The organism is Acidovorax sp. 106, from assembly GCF_003663825.1.
Classification (GTDB): Bacteria; Pseudomonadota; Gammaproteobacteria; order Burkholderiales; family Burkholderiaceae_C; genus Acidovorax.
Window position 1 is genome coordinate 592,612 of sequence record NZ_RCCC01000001.1, and the last position, 19,998, is coordinate 612,609.

17 protein-coding genes are annotated in these 19,998 nt (G+C 66.1%); 12 read left to right on the top strand and 5 right to left on the bottom strand.

The annotated features are described in order from the left end of the window. Positions 1–68: 68 nt before the first annotated feature. Positions 69–974 carry an AEC family transporter gene (locus tag C8C98_RS02605; protein WP_121453018.1) on the top strand — a complete coding sequence of 302 codons (906 nt, stop codon included), beginning with the start codon at positions 69–71 and terminating at the stop codon, positions 972–974. A 131-nt stretch (positions 975–1,105) separates the two neighbouring features. Here the strand turns inward: C8C98_RS02605 and queG are convergent, their stop codons facing one another. Next, on the bottom strand, positions 1,106–2,167 hold the full coding sequence (gene queG, locus C8C98_RS02610; protein ID WP_121453019.1) for a tRNA epoxyqueuosine(34) reductase QueG: 1,062 nt from the start codon (positions 2,165–2,167) through the stop codon (positions 1,106–1,108). Between the two features lie 12 nt (positions 2,168–2,179). Here queG and tsaE point away from each other — a divergent pair, with 12 nt between their 5' ends. The 3 genes from tsaE (at position 2,180) to C8C98_RS02625 (ending at position 4,593) form a co-directional block, all read left to right on the top strand. Next, on the top strand, positions 2,180–2,716 hold the full coding sequence (gene tsaE / locus C8C98_RS02615; protein ID WP_099741821.1) for a tRNA (adenosine(37)-N6)-threonylcarbamoyltransferase complex ATPase subunit type 1 TsaE: 537 nt from the start codon (positions 2,180–2,182) through the stop codon (positions 2,714–2,716). Continuing rightward, complete coding sequence (locus C8C98_RS02620; RefSeq protein ID WP_199726535.1) at positions 2,713–4,167, top strand: N-acetylmuramoyl-L-alanine amidase; 1,455 nt, start codon at positions 2,713–2,715, stop codon at positions 4,165–4,167. Before tsaE ends, C8C98_RS02620 begins: the two co-directional genes overlap by 4 nt. Positions 4,168–4,353: 186 nt before the next feature. Beyond that, complete coding sequence (locus C8C98_RS02625) at positions 4,354–4,593, top strand: glycine zipper 2TM domain-containing protein (protein WP_099658755.1); 240 nt, start codon at positions 4,354–4,356, stop codon at positions 4,591–4,593. Positions 4,594–4,669: 76 nt separating this feature from the next. Here the strand turns inward: C8C98_RS02625 and C8C98_RS02630 are convergent, their stop codons facing one another. Further along, a complete protein-coding gene (locus C8C98_RS02630; RefSeq protein WP_121453020.1) occupies positions 4,670–5,320 on the bottom strand; it encodes a DedA family protein in 651 nt (216 codons plus the stop codon). 27 nt (positions 5,321–5,347) lie between these two features. Between C8C98_RS02630 and mutL the strand changes: the two genes are divergently transcribed. Beyond that, complete coding sequence (gene mutL, locus C8C98_RS02635) at positions 5,348–7,480, top strand: DNA mismatch repair endonuclease MutL (RefSeq protein ID WP_370450308.1); 2,133 nt, start codon at positions 5,348–5,350, stop codon at positions 7,478–7,480. Between the two features lie 86 nt (positions 7,481–7,566). Here the strand turns inward: mutL and C8C98_RS02640 are convergent, their stop codons facing one another. Next, positions 7,567–8,580 carry a tripartite tricarboxylate transporter substrate binding protein gene (locus tag C8C98_RS02640; RefSeq protein ID WP_121453022.1) on the bottom strand — a complete coding sequence of 338 codons (1,014 nt, stop codon included), beginning with the start codon at positions 8,578–8,580 and terminating at the stop codon, positions 7,567–7,569. 39 nt (positions 8,581–8,619) lie between these two features. Continuing rightward, on the bottom strand, positions 8,620–9,831 hold the full coding sequence (locus C8C98_RS02645) for a M20 aminoacylase family protein (protein WP_121455973.1): 1,212 nt from the start codon (positions 9,829–9,831) through the stop codon (positions 8,620–8,622). Between the two features lie 112 nt (positions 9,832–9,943). On the opposite strand from C8C98_RS02645, the gene C8C98_RS02650 reads away from it, so the two are divergent. Then, positions 9,944–10,933, top strand: a complete 990-nt coding sequence (locus C8C98_RS02650) for a LysR family transcriptional regulator (RefSeq protein ID WP_233574429.1) — start codon at positions 9,944–9,946, stop codon at positions 10,931–10,933. Positions 10,934–11,030: 97 nt separating this feature from the next. On the opposite strand, the gene C8C98_RS02655 is transcribed toward C8C98_RS02650, so the two are convergent. Continuing rightward, the gene (locus C8C98_RS02655; RefSeq protein ID WP_233574430.1) at positions 11,031–12,242 is read right to left on the bottom strand and encodes a glycerophosphodiester phosphodiesterase; all 1,212 of its coding nucleotides are present in this window, start codon (positions 12,240–12,242) and stop codon (positions 11,031–11,033) included. 266 nt (positions 12,243–12,508) lie between these two features. On the opposite strand from C8C98_RS02655, the gene gdhA reads away from it, so the two are divergent. The 6 genes from gdhA to C8C98_RS02685 all read left to right on the top strand — a co-directional run bounded on the left by gdhA (position 12,509) and on the right by C8C98_RS02685 (position 19,500). Next, positions 12,509–13,852: an NADP-specific glutamate dehydrogenase gene (gene gdhA / locus C8C98_RS02660; RefSeq protein ID WP_121455976.1), complete on the top strand. Its 1,344-nt coding sequence runs from the start codon at positions 12,509–12,511 to the stop codon at positions 13,850–13,852. A gap of 170 nt (positions 13,853–14,022) precedes the next feature. Further along, a complete protein-coding gene (locus C8C98_RS02665; RefSeq protein WP_121453023.1) occupies positions 14,023–15,156 on the top strand; it encodes a PilT/PilU family type 4a pilus ATPase in 1,134 nt (377 codons plus the stop codon). 173 nt (positions 15,157–15,329) lie between these two features. Beyond that, complete coding sequence (locus C8C98_RS02670) at positions 15,330–16,163, top strand: alpha/beta hydrolase (RefSeq protein ID WP_121453024.1); 834 nt, start codon at positions 15,330–15,332, stop codon at positions 16,161–16,163. Between the two features lie 272 nt (positions 16,164–16,435). Then, positions 16,436–17,689, top strand: a complete 1,254-nt coding sequence (locus tag C8C98_RS02675) for a multidrug effflux MFS transporter (protein WP_121453025.1) — start codon at positions 16,436–16,438, stop codon at positions 17,687–17,689. Then, entirely contained in the window at positions 17,679–18,704 is a 1,026-nt protein-coding gene (miaA, locus tag C8C98_RS02680; protein ID WP_121453026.1) for a tRNA (adenosine(37)-N6)-dimethylallyltransferase MiaA, read from the top strand. Before C8C98_RS02675 ends, miaA begins: the two co-directional genes overlap by 11 nt. Before the next feature lie 106 nt (positions 18,705–18,810). Further along, complete coding sequence (locus C8C98_RS02685; RefSeq protein WP_121453027.1) at positions 18,811–19,500, top strand: ABC transporter ATP-binding protein; 690 nt, start codon at positions 18,811–18,813, stop codon at positions 19,498–19,500. Positions 19,501–19,998 lie beyond the last annotated feature (498 nt).

Below are 19,998 nucleotides of genomic sequence, written 5' to 3' on the forward strand. Positions count from 1 at the left end.
TATCGAGCTGCGGGGCGTTTTCAACGCCACGACACCCGGCTGCGCAGGCTCCGGGTATCCTCCATACGGTGAACTATGCCCAGCTCCTGCTCCCGGATTTCTCTCTCATTCTCTTGGGTTACCTGCTGTGCAGGTACACCGCCCTCAATCGCTCCATCTGGCAGCCGGTGGAAAGCCTGGTGTACTACCTGCTGTTTCCGGTGCTGCTGTTCCAGTCCATCGTCAAAAGCCCCATCGATGTGGGCGCGGCCTCCAGCCTGATCGCGGCGGGGCTGCTGTCTGGCGTGGCGGGCATTGCGCTGGCGTATTCGCTGCCCTACTGGCCCTGGCTGGGCCGTTTCATCGACCGGCGCGACCACGCGGCCAGCGCGCAGGTTGCGTTTCGCTTCAACTCCTTTATTGGCCTGGCGCTTGCCGAGCGGCTGGCGGGCACACAGGGCTTGCTCATGATTGCGGTGCTCATTGGCGTGTGCGTGCCGCTGTTCAACGTGGCCGCCGTGTGGCCCATGGCACGCCATGGAGGGCACGGCTTTGTGCGTGAGCTGCTGCGCAACCCGCTCATCCTTGCCACCGCCTCGGGGCTGGTGGCCAATTTGCTGGGGTTTCGCATCCCCGGCTGGCTGGAGCCCACGGTGAGCCGCATCAGCGCAGCGTCGCTGGCGCTGGGCTTGATGGCGGCAGGTGCAGGCATGCAGTTTGGCCTGCTCAGCCGGGGCAAGATGCTGACAGCCTCGGTGCTGGCCATCCGGCATTTGCTGCAGCCGCTGATCGCCTGGGGCCTGGCGCTGCTGCTCGGCCTCAACGCCGTGCAGACCACGGTGCTGCTGGCCTTCTCTGCCCTGCCCACGGCCTCCACCTGCTATGTGCTTGCCGCCCGCATGGGCTACAACGGGCCGTATGTGGCAGGGCTGGTCACGCTGTCGACGGTGCTGGGGGTGGTGAGCCTGCCGTTTGCGCTGGGCTTTTTGCGCTGAGACTGCAGCGGGGTTGCGGCGGGGCCGTGGGCCCATCGACCAGCCCAATGGCAAACCGCTATCCATTTGATAGCTGCCAGCGCTTATCAAATAAGCGCTAGAGGCATAAAACACTTAAAGTAGGCTTGAAGTCACGCCTGCTCCAGCGCCCAGGCCACATGCTCGCGCACCAGCGCGCTGGGGTCTTGGGCGCGCAGCTGCAGGGCAGCGCGCACGTCTGCCGCACCCGTTTGGCGCAGGGCATTGCCCAGGGCTACGGCCACGTTGCGCAGCCAGCGCTCGTGGCCAATACGGCGGATGGGGCCGCCCTCGGTCATGCGCAAAAAGGTGGGCTCGTCCCAGGCAAACAGGTGCACCAGTTGCTGCCCCGCCAGGCCCTTGCGCTCATCAAAGTCTGGCAGGCGGCTGACCTGGGCGAACTTGTTCCAGGGGCACACCAGTTGGCAGTCGTCGCAGCCGTAGATGCGGTTGCCCATGAGCGGGCGAAACTCCAGCGGGATGGGCCCCGCGTGTTCAATGGTCAGGTACGAAATGCACCGCCGCGCATCCACCCGGTGCGGCGCCACGATGGCCTGCGTGGGGCAGGCATCAATGCAGGCGCTGCAACTGCCGCAGTGGGCCGTCACAGGCTCGGTGGCAGGCAAAGGCATGTCCACATAGATTTCGCCCAGAAAGAAGGTTGAGCCCGCCTCGCGGTTGAGCACCAGCGTGTGCTTGCCGCGCCAGCCCTGGCCGCTGCGGGCGGCCAGCTCGGCCTCCAGCACGGGGGCGGAGTCGGTGAACACGCGGTGGCCGAACGGGCCCACCGCCTCGGCGATGCGGTCACTCAACTTTTGCAGCCGCGCACGCAATACCTTGTGATAATCGCGCCCCCTGGCGTACATCGAGACAATGCCCTCGCCGGGCTGCTGCAGGCGCTGCAACTCCATCGCCTGCCAGCCGCCCGCCTGGACCACGGCCGGGTTGTGGTCGCGCCCCTGGGGCAGGTAGTCCATGCGCGCGGTGATCACGCTCACGGTGCCGGGCACCAGCTCTGCAGGCCTCGCACGCTTTAAGCCATGTGCGGCCATGTAATGCATGTCACCATGGAACCCTTGCGCCAGCCATTGCATCAACCCAGGCTCTGACGCGGACAAATCCACCCCCGCCACGCCGATTTGGGAAAATCCCAGCTCGCGGGCCCACTCCTGCATTTGAGGAACGAGTTGACTGTTGCACCACATACCGGCCAGATTGTAGAAAGCCCCAGCCCTGGCCCAGCCACATTCGTTTGGCGCAGCGAAGAAGACACCGCCGCCTGGGCCCAGCAGCTTGCCGCGCAGCCTGCGCTGGCCCATGCCTTCGTCACCCTGCACGGCGACCTGGGCGCAGGCAAGACCACGCTGGTGCGCCACCTGCTGCGCGCCCTGGGCGTGCAAGGCCGCATCAAAAGCCCCACCTACGCCGTGGTGGAACCCCACGAGACCGCACAGCTGGCCATCTGGCACTTTGACTTCTACCGCTTTGACGACCCGCGCGAGTGGGAAGACGCGGGGTTCAGAGACATCTTTGCCAGCCCGGGCCTCAAGCTGGCAGAATGGCCCGAAAAGGCTGCAGCGCTGACCCCGACTGCAGACCTTGCTATCACCATTGAAGCAATGGACGAGACCGAAAGGAAAGTCACCCTGCACGCAGGCACCGCCACCGGGCGCAGCCTGGTGCAAGGGCTGACCCAAGGATGGAGCCAAGGACCGAGCGCATGACTGCCGACGCAAGCATGGACCACCCCACCAAGACGGACAACGCCTACACCCCCAGCCGCCGCCACCTGTTGCAGGCGGGCAGCCTGGTGCTGCTGCTGGGCACGCAGCAGATTGCACGCGGCGCCACCATCGTGGCGGTGCGCGTGTGGCCCGCGCCAGAGTATTCGCGCGTCACCATCGAATCAGACACCAAGCTGGTGGCCAAGCAGTTCTTTGTGACCACCCCGCCGCGCTTGGCGGTGGACATTGAAGGCATTGACCTGAGCCCCGAACTGCGCGAGCTGGTGGCCAAGGTCAAGCCCGACGACCCGAACATCGCGGGCATCCGCGTAGGGCAAAACGCCCCCGGCGTGGTGCGCTTGGTGGTCGATTTGAAGCAGGCCGCGCAGCCCCAGGTGTTCACCCTGCCGCCCATCGCGGCCTACCAGCACCGCCTGGTGTTTGACCTGTACCCCGCCGAGCCCGTGGACCCACTGGAAGCGCTGATTGCCGAGCGGCTGCGCGACGCGGGCACCCCAGGCCACGGCGGCGACAAGACCGCCGCAGCACCTGCGCCAGCGCCAGCCAAGGCGGCAGAGCCCGCCGACCCGCTGGGCGACCTGATCGCACAGCGCAGCAACCGCCCTGGCCCCAGCGCAGCCCCCTCACCTGCCGAGCCTGCGACCGCCCCCGCCCCTTCCAACGTGGCGACCAACCGCGCTGGCGGGCGCGCCACGGCCACGCAGACCGACCGCATCATCATCGTGGCGCTGGACCCCGGCCACGGCGGTGAAGACCCCGGCGCCATCGGCCCCGCAGGCACGCGTGAAAAAGACGTGGTGCTGCGCGTGGCCCACCTGCTGCGCGACCGCATCAACGCCACCACCGTGGGCGGCAACCCCATGCGCGCCTTTCTCACCCGCGACGGCGACTTCTTCGTGCCCCTGGGCACGCGGGTGGAAAAAGCCCGGCGCGTGCAGGCCGACCTGTTCGTCAGCATCCACGCCGACGCCTTCACCACCCCGGCCGCACGCGGCGCCAGCGTGTTTGCGCTGAGCCAAAGCGGGGCATCGAGCACCGCCGCCCGCTGGCTCGCCAACAAAGAAAACCAGGCCGACCTAGTGGGCGGGCTGAACGTGCAAAGCAAAGACCAGCATGTGCAACGCGCCTTGCTGGACATGAGCACCACCGCGCAGATCAACGACAGCCTCAAGCTCGGCACCGTGCTGCTGGGCGAGATTGGCAACATCGGCAAGCTGCACAAGCCCCGCGTGGAGCAAGCCGGGTTTGCCGTGCTCAAGGCCCCCGACATTCCCAGCGTGCTGGTGGAGACCGCCTTCATCAGCAACCCCGAAGAAGAGGCCCGCCTGCGCAGCAGCACCTACCAGCAGGAGCTGGCGGATGCGCTCATGCGCGGCATCACCCGCTACTTCGCCAAGAACCCGCCGCTGGCGCGCAGCCGATCGGTGTAACGCTCCCTGGCCTGGGTGCACAGCCTGAGGAGCCTGTCGCGCTTCAGGCCTGTCTTCCTACAAGCTCCCATTCCGTTGGCCGACGCGGCAAACGCCGCGCCTGCGCCACAGTCTAGGCATGGGCTGCTGCACCGCAGTGGCTCAAGAAAAAGGTTCTCACCCAACCCCATGCCAAAGGAGCACACCATGCTGCAATCTCGTCACTGGATCGGGCTGACCGCCCTCACCGCCGCTCTGGCCCTGGGCGGCTGCGCCTCCAACCCCACCAATGCACAAATCGGCACCGGCGTCGGGGCTGCCGCAGGCGGCGTGGCAGGCCATGTGCTGCTGGGCGGCCCCCTGGGCACCATTGGCGGGGCCGCAGCCGGCGCCCTGGTGGGCCATGAGATTGGAGAAGACAAGGACCAGCGCCAAAGACGCCGTTGATCCGAAAATTTCAAAAAAATAGCTGCCAGCGCTTGATTAGCAAGCGCTAGCAGCTATTTAATTGATAGCAAAAATATCAGGCCGCAGCCTTCGATTGGCGGCCCGCACGCCAGGCCCCAAAGATCGCGATCACACCCGGCACCAAGATCAGCGCCCAGATGATCTTGTCCAGATTCTCCTTCACCCAGGCAAAGTTGCCAAAGAAGTAGCCTGCCGTGGCAATGCCCAGCACCCACAGCAGCGCACCGCCCACATTGAAGGCCGTGAACTTGGCACGGCTCATCTCTGCGACACCGGCCACAAAAGGCGCAAACGTGCGGATGAAGGGCATGAAGCGCGCGATCACGATGGTGATACCGCCATAGCGCTCGTAAAACGCGTGGGCCTGGTCAAACGCCTTGCGGTTGAACCAGCGCGAGTCTTCCCACTGGAACACCTTGGGGCCAAAGTAACGCCCAATGCTGTAGTTGCACTGGTCGCCCAAAATGGCCGCGGCGACCAACACAGCGCACGCCAGCGGAAAGTTCATCATCCCCGCGCCGCACAGCGCGCCCACGATGAACAGCAGCGAATCGCCCGGCAAAAACGGCATCACCACCACGCCCGTTTCCACAAACACAATGAGGAACAGCAGCGCATACACCCACATCCCGTAGGTCTGCACGAAAGCCTCCAGGTGCTTGTCTACGTGCAGGATGAAGTCGATCAGAAAGGTCACTATTTCCATGGGCTGGCCTTTGGGGGCTGGTGTGGGATGTATCAAAAACAGGCCGCATTATCCCTATGGCCCTGTAACCAAATCCCCACCAACCCGACGCCTAAAATCCGTCCGGTGAACCCAACAGACTCCACCACCGACGCCCCCCTGGCCGCGCGCCGCCCCATCCGTGACCTGCCCGACGAACTCATCAGCCAGATTGCGGCTGGCGAGGTGGTGGAGCGCCCCGCCTCGGTGGTGCGCGAGCTGGTGGACAACGCCCTGGACGCCGGGGCCACGCAAATCACCGTGCGGCTGCTGGCCGGTGGCGTGCGGTTGATATCGGTCGAGGACGATGGCCTGGGCATTCCCCCCGAAGAGCTGCCTGTTGCGCTGCGCCGCCATGCCACCAGCAAGATCACCAACCTGCACGACCTGGAAACCGTGGCCACCATGGGCTTTCGGGGCGAGGCGCTGGCGGCCATCAGCTCGGTATCGGAGATGGCCTTGCTCTCGCGCCCGCCCACGCAGGCCAGCGCCTTTTTGCTGGACGCCCGCAGCGGCGAGCTGCGCCCCGCCGCCCGCAGCCAGGGCACGACCATCGAGGTCAAGGAGCTGTTCTTCTCCACCCCCGCGCGCCGCAAGTTCTTGAAGACCGACGCCACCGAGTTGGCGCACTGCATTGAATCGGTGCGCCGCCACGCGCTGGCGCGGCCCGATGTGGGCTTTGCCATCTGGCACGAAGGCAAGCTGGTGGAGCAATGGCGCGCCACCTTTGTGCCCGGCGAAGGCAACCCACAAGACGCGCTGGCCCGCCGCCTGTCCGACGTGCTGGGCGAAGACTTCGTGCAGCAGTCCGTCACCGTGCAACACCGCGTGGGGCCCGTCACCGTTACCGGCCGTGCAGGCCTGCCCGACGCGGCCCGCTCGCGCCCCGACCACCAGTACTGCTACGTCAACGGCCGCTTTGTGCGCGACAAGGTGCTCACCCACGCCGCCCGCGCCGCGTACGAGGACGTGCTGCATGGCCACAAGCAGCCCATCTACGCGCTGTACGTTGAGATCGACCCCGCCCGTGTGGACGTGAACGTGCACCCCACGAAGATCGAAGTGCGCTTTCGGGACAGCCGCGAAGTGCACCAAGCCGTGCGCCACGCGGTGGAAAACGCCCTGGCCGCACCCCGCGCTGCGGCCCTGGCGGCGGCCAATGCCGCCCAGGCCGCAGGCGACGGTGCAGCACCTGTGGCCAACACCACAGATTTAGAACAAAAAAGGCCTCTAGCGCCCGCCTGGCAAGCGCAAGCAGCTATCAAATTTGAAGAGCGCGGCCACCGCGTGCAAGACCTGCAGGCCCTGTGGGCGCCACGCGAAACCCCTCCCCCAGCGGCGCCAGACGCTGCGCTGGGCGGCCTGTGGGCACCCTCGGCGCAGCCCGGCGAGGCCACGGGCCAAAGCACCACGCCAGCCTCCATTGCTCTGCCCCCCAATGCGGCGAATGGGGATGCGAATGCGGCGGCGATGGGGGCCATGAGCCCCGCCACAAGCGATGCGCCCGCCAGCGAAGCCATGGTGTGGCCCGAGCAGCGCGGCGACAACGCATCCGCCTGGCCCCTGGGCCGCGCCGTGGCGCAACTGCACGGCGTCTACATCCTGGCCGAAAACGCCCAGGGCATGGTGATTGTGGACATGCACGCCGCCCACGAACGCATCGTGTACGAACGCCTCAAGGCCCAGGTAGACAGTGGCGCCCGCATTGCCAGCCAGCCGCTCTTGATCCCCGCCACCTTCGCCGCCACGCCGCAAGAAGTAGCCACCGCCGAAGAGTCTGCCGAGGTGCTGGCCACGCTGGGGCTGGAGGTCGTGCCCTTCTCACCCAAAACCCTGGCCGTGCGCGCCGTGCCCACCACGCTGGCGCAGGGCGATGCGGTAGAACTGGCCCGCAGCGTGCTGGCCGAACTGGCCGCGCACGACGCCACCACCGTGGTGCAACGCGCCCGCAATGAAATCCTGGGCACCATGGCCTGCCACGGCGCGGTGCGGGCCAACCGCAAGCTCACCCTAGACGAGATGAACGCCCTGCTGCGCCAGATGGAAACCACCGACCGCAGCGACCAGTGCAACCATGGCCGCCCCACCTGGCGGCAGTTGTCGATGAAAGAGCTGGACGGGTTGTTTTTGCGCGGGCGGTGAGGCAGCGCGCCAGACCATCCCTGTGCGGACCCACGCACGCCCGACCACACTTAGCCACACTTAGCCACACCTGCCAGCCAGCCAGCTCAGGATTCGCGCATCTTCGCGAAGGCCGCCAGTTTTTCGTACTTGCTGCTCTCATCGGCCATGAAGCGGGCGATGTCTTCGCGCCCGGTGGCCAGCACCATGCCCGCGTCTTCCAGCTTCTTGCGCACGGCGGGGTCTTGCAGCGTGGCCTGCAGGTGGCTCGCCAGCAGCGCGGTCACGTCGGCGGGCAGGCCCTTGGGGGCCATCAGGGCGTACCAGCCCACCAGCTCATAGCCCTTGAGGGGCGCAAACTCCGTCATCGCAGGCACCTGGGGCAGGCTGCCCAGGCGCTGGGTGCTGCTCACGGCCAGCGCGGTGATACGGCCGCTGCGGATGAAGGGCATGGCCGAGCTGGGCGACAGCACGGCAAAGTCCAGACTGCCACCGGCCAGGTCACTGGTGAGCGGCGCCACGCCCCGGTAGGGAATGTGCGTCATGAACACTCCGGCCTTTTGCTTGAACAGCTCGCCCGCAAAGTGCAGCGTGGAGCCCACGCCCGAGCTGCCGTAGCTGTATTTACCAGGATTGCGGCGCAACAGGTCGAGCAGTTCAGGAATGGACTTGATGCCCGTGTGCGGCGCAGCCGTGAGCACCACCGGGGCGGTGGCCATCATGCCGATGGGGGTGAAGTCCTTGAGACCGTCATAGCGCTGGGCGGGGTTGACCACGCGGGTACCCACCAGCTCGTTGCTGGAGCCGACCAGCAGCGTGTAGCCATCTGGCGAGGAAGTGGCTACGCGTTGCGCGGCAATGGCACCCGCCGCACCGCCCTGGTTGTCGACCACCGTGGTGGCCTTGAGGCGCGGACCCAATGCATCGGCCAGCACGCGGCCAATCAGGTCTACCGAGCCCCCGGCGGGATAGCCCACCACGAACTTGATGGGTTTAGAGGGGTAGGCAGCTTGGGCACTGCCGGGCAGTGCCCACCCGGCAGCACCCAAGGCGGCCAAACCGCGCAGGACATCACGGCGGGACGTTGCAGCAGAAGCCGCATCAAGCAAAGGCAGAGTCATGGAATAGCTCGCAATCAACAAGAGAAAAGGCGGGGGCGATCAGGCTGTGGCCTGGGCCGACAGGAAGTGCTCGGTGAGCTTGACCCAGTACGAAGCGGCCACCGGCAGGATGCGGTCGTTGAAGTCGTAGCCGGGGTTGTGCACCATGCAGCCGCCCGTGCCATGGGTGTCCCCCTCACCGTTGCCCACGATGAAGTAGCTGCCAGGGCAGGCTTCAAGCATGAAAGAGAAGTCCTCGCTGCCCGTCAGGGGCTGCAGGTTGGGGATCAGGGCGCCCTCCCCCAGCCAGTCCACCACCACCTGGCGGGCGATGGCGGTGCAGGCGGGGTCGTTAACCAGCGCGGGGTAGCGCCAGCGGTACTCCACCTCGGCCTCAGCCCCCAGCGCAGCGGCCTGGGTATGGGCCAGCGCAGTGATGCGCTCACGCAGCTGCTGGCGCACCTCGGGCCGGTAGGCGCGCACCGACAGACGCAACTCCACCTCGTTCGGGATCACGTTGGGCGCGTCGCCTGCATGGATGGCGCCCACGGTCACCACGGCCATGTCGCGTGGATCGACGTTGCGCGACACCACGGTTTGCAAGGCAAGAATCAGATGTGCAGAGGCCACCACCGGGTCCCACGACAAATGCGGCGCTGAACCGTGACCACCCTTGCCGCGCACTTTGATGATGACGGTGTCAGACGACGCCATGAACGAGCCCGGCATGAAACCAAACTGCCCTGCGGGGAAGCCCGGCATGTTGTGCAGCGCAAAGATGGCATCGCACGGAAACAGCTGAAACAGGCCGTCTTCCACCATCTTGCGCCCCCCGCCCAGGCCCTCTTCGGCGGGTTGAAAGATCAGGTGCAGCGTGCCATCAAAAGACCGCGTCTGTGCCAGGTGGCGCGCTGCGGCCAGCAGAGTGGCGGTGTGCCCATCGTGCCCGCAGGCGTGCATCTTGCCCGCGTGGCGGCTGGCGTAGGGCAGGCCCGTGGCCTCGTGGATGGGCAGTGCGTCCATGTCGGCCCGCAGGCCCAGGCGTTTGCTGCCGTGGCCCACACGCAGCGTGCCCACCACGCCCGTGCCACCCAGGCCCCGGTGCACCTCGTAGCCCCAGGCGGTCAGGCGCTCGGCCACCAGGTCGCTCGTGGCAAATTCTTCAAAAGCCAGCTCGGGGTGGGCGTGGATGTGGTGGCGCAGGGCCACCATCTCGGTCTCCAGCGCACGGATGCCGGGCAACACGGCGGTTTGCAAAAGGTCTTGGGTCATGCGGCGCAGTCTAGGCAGCGCTTGGTAGCGGCAGAAGACCAGCATTGCTTGGCCCGACAAGCTGCGCCATGCCCCTGCAGACCCAAGGCACAGAAAGTGCATCATTCAAGGCATGGACGCCACGCGCACGCCCCCTCACCTGTCGATGAAGCTGCACCAGATCCGCTACCTGGTGGCACTGGCCGAGTGCGGCAGCGTGCGGGCCGCAGCGCGCACCTTGGGTGTGACCCAGGCCGCCGTGACCCAGGGCCTGCGCGAGCTGGAAGAGGCCCACCGCCTGCCCCTGTTCCAGCGCCACAGCAGTGGCATGGTGCTCACAGCCGCCGGGCAGGTGCTGCTGCGGCACGCCCAGCTCGTTACCGGCCAGCTAGAGCAAGCCGAGGCCGAGATGGCCGCACTGCGCGACCCGCAGGCCCACATCCGCCTGTCTGTGGCCGTCACACCATGGATTGCCCACAGCCTGCTGCCCCCCGTGCTGGCCAGCTTTCGTGCCGAGCTGCCCCAGGTGCGGCTGGAGCTGTTCGAAGGCCTGTCGGCCGTGGCCCTGCCCCGCCTGCGCGAGGGCAGCATTGACCTGCTGATTGGCCGCGTGCCCACCGGCAGCGCCGCGCAAGACCTGCATGCCACGCCGCTGTTTCGCTACGAGGCGGCCGTGGTGGCGCGCACCGGCCACCCGTTGGTGCAAGCCCGGTCACTGCACGAGTTGCACGACTGCGATTGGCTGCTGAACTACACGCCCAGCGAAGAGAGCGGCATTTTCGAAAAGCTCTTTTTGCGCCACGGCATCGCGGTGCCCACCCGGCGCATCCACCTGGTGCACTCGGCGTCGCTGCTGCTGCATCTGGTGGCGCACAGTGACATGGTGTCGTTTTGCCCCTGGCCGCTGATAGAGACCGAAGGCCCGCACGGCCGCATCACGCCGCTGCGGCTGCAAGAACCCTTTGAGCCCCACACCGCCGGGGTGCTGCAACGCGGCCACGGCCCCCTGCCCTTTGCAGCGCAGCGGTTTGTGGCGCACCTGCTGCTGCAGGTGCATGCCTGCCAGCACACGGCCGACCCGCAATTGCAGCGGGTGTTCCGCTCGATCGACGTGCTGGATTAAGAACCTGCACAAAGACAACGGCCATGCAGGCGGTGGGCTTGCATGGCCGTTGGTGCTGTGTGCCGCGCTGCAGCACGCGCTCATCCGGTGCCCGGTATCAGTTATCCCGCGCGGCCTTGGCCGTGTCGGCAAAGTCGCTGAACACGCCGTCCACACCCAGGTTGAAGAACAGCTTGTACTCGGCCTTCGGGTCGCCCTTGAAGTCCGAGGCCAGGCGCTTGGCTTCGTTGCGGAAGGTGTAGGCGTGCACAAACAGGCCGGCGGCGTGGGCGTCCTTCACCACCGAGGTGGCGGGCATCATCACGCGGTCGCGCTCGTCGATCTTGCCGTCGCCGTTCAGGTCGTCGGCCTTGCCATCGTTGTTGGCGTCCACCTGCTTTGAGGGGATCAGGTACGGCTTCCAGGGGCCAATGCCGTCAGCGTAGGTCTTGACTTCCTTGAGGCCTGCGGGGGTGAGCAGGCTGGCGAAGGTGCGGGCATCACCGGCCACCGCAAAGTCGTAGGGCTTGTCGTACGGGGCCACCAGCGACATGGTGCCATTGGGGTTCACATCATCGGCATCGACCAGTTGCACCAAGCGGATTTGTGTCTTGGTGCGCAGGTACTTGAGGTTGGACACCTCAAACGACTGCACGATCACTGGCGATGCCTTGGTGGTGTAGCCGTACTTGGCCAACACGGTGAGCAGGCGGTCTTCCAGCGGCAGGCCCAGCTTGGCGTGGAAGGTGGGGTGCTTGGTCTCGGGGTACACGCCCACGGTGCGGCCCGCCTTGGCGCCTTCGGTCTTGGCCAGGTCCAGCACTTCTTCCAGGGTCGGAATCAAGAATTTGCCGTTGTACGACTGGTCGCGGTCCGACAGGGGCTGCACGGCGCGCAGGGTTTTGATTTCTGCCAGGGTGAAGTCCGAAACAAACCAGCCTTCTTCTTCCACACCGTCGACCACCTTCTTGGTCTTGCGGCTGGCAAATTCAGCGCGGGTGGATACATCGGTGGTGCCCGTGATGTTGGGCTCGTGGCGGGCGACCAGCACGCCGTCCTTGGTGGCCACCAGGTCGGGTTCGATGAAGTCGGCGCCCATGTCGATGGCGAGCTTGTAGCCCTCCAGCGTGTGGTCAGGGCGGTAGCCTGCCGTGCCCCGGTGGCCAATCACCAAAGGGGTCTCGCCATTGAGTGTGGGGTAGCTGGGGCTGTCGTTGCCGCCGCAGGCCGCCAGGGCCAGCGCAGCAGCCAGGGCCAGCGCAGCGGGCCGAATGCCATGGGGAATGCCTCGGAAAAGGCCCCGGGACGTGCGATCGATGTCAGTGTGCATTGCAGTTCTCCTCGTTGTATGTGATCCCAGCGGCGCACTGTGGGCCCGCCTTGTGACAGCGCCATGACGATGTGCCTGCAGTGTCATGTGCCAGACATACCCACAGTGTCAAAGCACCAAAACAGAGCAAAAACAGAAGGCAAAGCACCAAAACAATGCAATCAACCTCTCAAATCACCAAGTTTGTGCATTACCTTATGACGGTTTGACATAATTTGGTGCGCAGCGCCTTGCCTGTTGTTTTGATGCAGAAAGCCTTTTTCGACATGAAATACGAATCCGTGGACAGCTTCCTCTCCCAGGTCTCTCTTCGCAACCCGGGTCAGCCCGAGTTTCTGCAAGCTGTCACAGAGGTGATGGAAAGCCTGTGGCCTTTCATCCAGAAGAATCCCCGCTACGCTGAGCACGGCCTGCTGGAGCGCCTGGTGGAGCCCGAGCGCACGGTGATGTTTCGCGTGTCATGGGTGGACGACCACGGCAGCGTGCAGGTCAACCGGGGCTACCGCATCCAGCACAGCATGGCGATTGGCCCCTACAAGGGTGGGCTGCGTTTTCACCCCTCGGTGAACCTGTCGGTGCTGAAGTTTTTGGCGTTTGAGCAAACCTTCAAGAACGCGCTGACCACCCTGCCCATGGGCGGCGGCAAGGGCGGCAGCGACTTTGACCCCAAGGGCAAGAGCGCGGGCGAGGTGATGCGGTTTTGCCAGGCTTTTGTGACCGAGCTGTACCGCCATGTGGGCCCCGACACCGATGTGCCCGCAGGCGACATCGGCGTGGGCGGCCGCGAGGTGGGCTTCATGGCGGGCATGTACAAAAAGCTGGCCAACAGCGCGGCCAGCGTATTCACCGGCAAGGGCCTGTCGTTTGGTGGCTCGCTGATCCGCCCCGAGGCCACCGGCTACGGCACGGTGTACTTTGCGCAAGAAATGCTCAAGACCCGTGGCCGCTCGTTTGACGGGTTGCGCGTGTCGGTTTCGGGCTCGGGCAATGTGGCGCAATACGCGGTGGAAAAGGCCATGGAGCTGGGCGCCAAGGTGATCACGGTGTCGGATTCGAGCGGCACCATCGTGGACGAAGACGGCTTCACCCCCGAGAAGCTGGCCATCTTGATGGACGTGAAGAACCACCACTATGGCCGCGTGAGCGACTACGCCCAGCGCACGGGCGTGAAGTTTGAAGCCGGTGTGCGCCCCTGGCATGTGAAGGTGAACGTGGCCCTGCCCTGCGCCACGCAAAACGAGCTGGACGCCCAAGACGCCGCCACCCTGATCCGCAACGGTGTGCTGTGCGTGGCCGAAGGCGCCAACATGCCCTCGACCATCGAAGCGGCCAAGGCTTTTGAAGCCGCAGGCGTGCTGTATGCCCCCGGCAAGGCCAGCAACGCAGGCGGCGTGGCCACCTCGGGCCTGGAGATGAGCCAGAACGCGGCCCGCCTGTCATGGCCGCGCGAAGAAGTGGACGCCCGCCTGCTGCAGATCATGCAAGGCATTCACACCGCCTGCCTGCGCTACGGCCAGCGCGCCGATGGCAGCGTGAGCTACATCGACGGCGCCAACGTGGCAGGCTTTGTGAAGGTGGCCGACGCGATGCTGGCCCAGGGCGTGGTGTAACGCGCAGCCCTCAGGGCCGCCAAGCAAGGGGGCTTCAGGAACCTGTTCCAAGCCCCCTTTTTTCATTTGGCCGACGCCTCCAATGCCAGTATGCTGACCGACAGTCTCCCGCCTTGGACCAAAAACACCTTCAAGGCCCCGGAGGTGCAACCCGTGGAGGAATACAGCGCATGGAAATCTTCAACTTCCTGAACCTCATGGTCGAGAAGGCGGGCTCGGACCTGTTCTTCAGCGTGGGGGCGCCCGTCAACGTGAAGATCGAGGGCATCACCCACCCGCTCAAGATGCCCGCGCTGTTGCCGGGCCAGGTCAAGCAGCTGGCGTACTCAATCATGAACGAACGCCAGATCAGCGAGTTCGAGGCCAAGCAGGAGATGAACCTGTCCATCTCGGCCGAGAACCTGGGGCGATTTCGGGTGAACGTATTTGTGCAGCGCGGCGAGACCGGCATGGTAGTGCGCTACATCAAGAACAAGATTCCGCCGCTAGCCGCCCTGGGTCTGCCTCCGGTGCTGGAGAAACTGGTCATGCTCAAGCGCGGGCTGGTGCTGGTGACGGGCGCCACGGGCTCGGGCAAGTCCACCACGCTGGCGTCCATGCTCAACTTCCGCAACGAAAACACCACGGGCCACATCCTCACCATTGAAGACCCGCTGGAGTTTTTGCACTCGCACAAGCTCTCGGTGGTGGACCAGCGCGAGGTCGGCATCGACACCCAGTCGTACGAAGAGGCGCTCAAGAACGCGCTGCGCGAAGCGCCCGACGTGATCATGATCGGCGAGATCCGCGACCGCAACACCATGAAGCAGGCCATTGCGTATGCCGAGACAGGGCACCTGTGCCTGTCCACCCTGCACGCCAACAACGCCAACCAGGCCATGGAGCGGGTGATCAACTTCTTCCCGGAAGACGCACACCACCAGTTGCTGATGGACCTGAGCCTGAACCTGGCGGGCGTGGTGTCGCAGCGGCTCATCCCCGGCCTGCATGAAAAGCTGGTGCCTGCGGTGGAGGTGATGCTCACCTCGCCCTACATTGCCGACCTGATCGGCAAAGGCGAGTTCTCCGGCATCAAGGAGGCCATGGGCCACAGCACCGAATCGGGCATGTGCACCTTTGACCAGGCGCTGTACAAGCTCTATACCGAAGGCCGTATTTCGCTGGAAGAAGCCCTGCACAATGCCGATTCGCGCACCGACCTGGCCCTGCGGGTGCGGCTGACAGCAGGGGTGAACACCTCGGACGCCGGGGATTTGACCATTGAGCCCACATCGCCCCAGCACCGGGCGTCGCAGCATTTTTGATGCGTCTGCAGGGAGGGGCCTGCAATACGCAACACCCGTTCGGGCTGAGCCTGTCGAAGCGGGGGCCCAGCACCCCGGCAGGCTTGCGGTAAACGGCTTGCGGTGGCTGAATGCAGGCCCATGAGCGCCAACACACCAGAACTTTCTGCCCCCGGGCCGACTCACTCGCTTTCATGAGACGCACGCCCCTCTTCCTCGCCCTGGCCGCCGCTGTGGCCATCACCGCTGGTTGCGCCACGCTGGACGCCAAGCAGCGCGAATGGATCTTCCAGCCCAGCGACCGCAGCTGGGGCGGCGCACAGTCCACCGAGGGCATGCAGGACGTGTGGATCGAATTCCCGTCGGCCACCACCGGCCAGGCCGAGCGCCTGCACAGCCTGTGGATGCCGCAGCCGCGCAGCCATGCACCCGTGCTGCTGTACCTGCACGGTGCACGCTGGAACGTGGCGGGCTCGTCTGGCCGCATAAGGCGCATGCACGCGCTGGGTTTTTCGGTGCTGGCGATTGACTACCGGGGCTTTGGCAAAAGCAGCGCGGGCCTGCCCTCTGAGGTGACCGCCGCCGAAGACGCCCGCGCCGCCTGGCAGTGGCTGGCGCAGCAGCACCCCAATGCGCCCCGCTACATCTTTGGCCACTCGCTGGGCGGTGCCATTGCCATCGATCTGGCCCGCAGTGTGGACGACGAGAAAGGCACGCTGGTAGAGGGCACTTTCACCAGCATCCCCGATGTGGTGAGCACCTTCCGCTGGGGCTGGCTGCCGGTGTCTCCCCTCATCACCCAGCGCTTTGAATCGGTGCGCAAGGTGGCCGAAATTGGGTCGCCCCTGCTGGTGGTGCACGGCAGCGAGGACACCCTCATCCAGCCCGCGCTGGGCCGCAAGCTGTTTGACGCCGCCCAGGAGCCCAAGCAGTTCATCCTGGTCGAAGGCGGCTCGCACCACAACACCAACGCCGTGGGCCAGGGGCAATACCGGCAGGCGCTGGCCTCGCTGTTTAAGATCCGATAGCCCACACGGTGCCTGCAACACCATCCCACCCGTTCGGGCTGAGCTTGTCGAAGCCTTGTGCAGCGCTTCGACAAGCTCAGCGTGAACGGACTGGGGAAAAGTATGCGCACCAAAGTCCTCCTGGCTGAGTCCGCGATGGCTCAGACCTCTTGGAACATCTCTCGCCCGTTCGGGCTGAGCCTGTCGAAGCCCTGCGCAGCGTTTTGCCATGCCCAGCATGACCGGGCCGACAGGGACAAGCCCCCTCCCCCATCTGGTACCCTCAGCCGGTTATGTCTGCCCCTTCTGCCACCGCAGGCGCTGCGCCGCTCACGCCTGCCACGCCGCCTTCGCCCACACCCGGCCTGGCCATTCTGGTGCTGGCCCTGCTGCTAAGCATCCAGCCCGTCACCACCGACCTGTACCTGCCCGCGCTGCCCGCACTCACCCGCGAGTTGGGTGCCACCGTGGCTGCTGGCCAGCTCACGCTCAGCGCGCTGCTGCTGGCCTTTGGCTGCTCGCAACTGGTGTGGGGCCCGCTGTCTGACCGCCTTGGCCGCCGCCCGGTGCTGCTGGCGGGCCTGGGCATGTACACCGCCGCATCGGTGGCCAGCGCCCTGGCCCCCAGCATGGGCCTGCTGATCGTGTGGCGCGTGCTGCAAGGCGCGGCCATGGGCGCGGTGGTGATGTGCGCCCGCGCCATCGTGCGCGACCTGTACACGCCGCTGACCGGGGCACGCGCCATGTCCAAAGCCCTGACCGGGCTGGGCGTGGTGGCCTGTCTGTGCGCGCCCCTGGGCGGCATGCTCGCGCAGTGGCTGGGCTGGCGTGCGGCGCTGCTGGCCGTCACGGCCTACGCGCTGGCCACGCTGGCGCTGGTGGCGCTGCGCATGCCCGAGACAGTGCAGCACAAAAACCCGCTGGCACTGCAGCCCACCACGCTGCTGAGCAATTGGCGACTGGTGCTGGGGCACCCCACGTTCTGGGCGTTTTCGCTGCTCACCACGGCCACGTACTGCGGGCTGTTCACTTTTTTAGCGGCGTCGTCGTTCGTGTTCATCGAGGTGCTGCAGCTCACCCGCACGCAATACGGCTGGATGCTGCTGTCCACCAGCGCGGCGTATTTTGTGGGCACTTTTTTGTGCCGCTATCTGCTCGCGCGCCTGGGGCTGCGCCGCACCGTGGCGATGGCAGGGGGCTTGAGCCTGCTGGGCGGCTGCGGCATGGCCCTGGTGGCCCTGGCGGGCTGGCACCAGCCGGTGGCGCTGCTGGCGCCGTTTTACCTGTTCATGCTGGGCCACGGCATCCACCAGCCCTGCGGGCAAACGGGCTCGGTCGGGCCGTTTCCGCAGGCGGCGGGCGTGGCCTCGGCCCTCAATGGTTTTGTGATGATGCTGGCCGCCTTTGCCACGGGCGGCTGGGTAGGCTCCCACCTCAACGGCACCCTCTGGCCGCTGATCTACGGCGTGCTGTTCTGGTCCGTCGTGCTGGGCATTACATCCTGGACTTTGGTACAAAAATTTGGAGAACCGCGACATGCTGCCTGAACACCTGCCCAACATTGCGCTGGCAGGCCCTACCGCATCGGGCAAAACCGCCGGGGCGCTGGCCCTGGCTGCCGTGCTGGGGCGGCGCATGCCGGTCGAAATCATCAGCGTCGATTCAGCCCTGGTCTACCGGGGCATGGACATTGGCACCGCTAAGCCCACGGCGGCAGAGCGCGCCGCCGTGCCGCACCACCTCATCGATATCCGCGACCCGCTGCAGGCCTACAGCGCTGCCGAGTTTGTGCAAGACGCCACGCGCCTCATCGCCGAGATCCGCGCACGCGGTGCCCTGCCCCTGCTGGTGGGCGGCACCATGCTGTACTTCAAGGCGCTGATCGACGGCATTGACGACATGCCCGCCGCCGACCCCGAGGTGCGCGCCCAGCTAGAAGCCCAGGCCCAGGCCATTGGCTGGCCTGGCATGCACGCCGAGCTGGCCAAGGTAGACCCCACCACCGCCGCCCGCCTGGCGCCGGGCGACAGCCAGCGCATCCAGCGTGCGCTGGAGGTGTGGCATGTGTCGGGCCAGCCACTGTCGAGCTTTCACACTACAAAAAAAGGAGCTGCCAGCGCAAGCGCAGCAGGCGCTACAGCCCTTTTTTCTTTAGAACCCGACCACCGTGCCTGGCTGCACGAGCGCATAGCCCAGCGGTTTGACGCCATGCTGGCCGCAGGCTTTATGGACGAGGTGCGCGGCCTGCGCGCACGCGGCGACCTGCATGCCGACCTGCCATCGATGCGCTGCGTGGGCTACCGGCAAGCGTGGGACGAGCTGGACTACCAGGCCCGCAAAGGCCCCGACGCGCCGCTGAACATCGCCCACTTCCGCGAGCGCGGCATCGTTGCAACTCGCCAGCTGGCCAAGCGCCAGGTGACCTGGCTGCGCAGCATGCCCGAGCGCCACGCCATCGCCTGCGACCAGCCCACCGCCGTGGCCGCACTGGTGCAGGCCGTGCTGCAGCGGCTGGACCAGGCAGACAAGCCAGCCGCCGCATCCAAAGAAACCAGCGCCTGAGCGCAAAGCCCCAACGGCCCTTTATCCCCTTGGCCCAATCCCCTGTTGGCCCTTCTGCCCACCCCGCGACTGCCCACCCCGCACCAGCCCACCAGCCCACCCGTCCATGCCCGCCCCCACGCTGAGCCCCACGCCCACCCTGTCCGTCCAGCACCTGGGCAAGCACTACGGCAGCACCGCGGTGTTTTCGCAGGTGGACTTCAGCGTGGCGCCTGGTGAGTTTGTGGCCATCGTGGGCGATTCGGGCGTGGGCAAATCCACCCTGCTCAACTGCCTGGCCGGGCTGGACCAGTGGGACCAGGGCGACATCACCTACACCGCCCAGGCTGGCACCAGCACCCGCTTGGCCGACCTGGACGACACCGCCCGCGCCCTGTGGCGCCGCGCCCATGTGGGCTTTGTGTTCCAGGCCTTCCACGTGCTGCCGCACCTGGACGTGGCGCAAAACGTGGCCCTGCCGCTGATGCTGCTGGGCCAGACAGACCCTGCGCGTGTTCAACGCATGCTCGATGCCGTGGGCCTGGGCACGCTGGGCAACCGCCTGCCCCAGCAACTGAGCGGCGGGCAACTGCAGCGCGTGGCCATCGCCCGCGCCCTGGTGCACCGCCCCGGCCTGCTGCTGGCCGACGAGCCCACCGGCAACCTCGACCCCACCACGGCAGCTTTGGTCATGGACCTGCTGCTGGCCCAAACGCGCGAGCACGGCGCATCGCTGGTGCTGGTCACGCACTCTGACGCCGCCGCAGCCCGCGCCGACCGGGTGCTGCGGCTGACGGCCAGCGGCATGGTGGGCTGAGCCCGCCTACGCGTTACGCCGCCTCGCGCAGCGCTTCGACAAGCTCAGCGTGAACGGTCGGGGGAAGGCGCACCCCAAAGCCCCGCCCCACACGTTCAGACTGAGCCCGTCGAAGCCAGGGCACATCACCCCACCCGTTCGGGCTGGGCCCGCCATGGCACGGATCTCTTGGAACCCCAAATACCCGTTCGGGCTGAGCCCGTCGAAGCCGGGGCACGCCCACCCAGACCTCGTAGGTCGGGTTAGCCCGCAAGGGCGTAACCCGACGCCCACAGGGCACGCAGCGTTGACGTCGGGTTACGCTGCGCTAACCCGACCTACACAGCTGAATCTACCCACGCGTCGCACAGTGCAGCGCTTCGACAAGCTCAGCGTAAACGGTTGGGGAAAGCACATGCCCCCCAGCCCCCCATCCACTGGGGCTGAGCCTGCGATGGCCTGGGCCGCTTTGAACCAGCACTTTGAACCAGCCCACCCGTTCGAGCCTGTCGAAGCCAG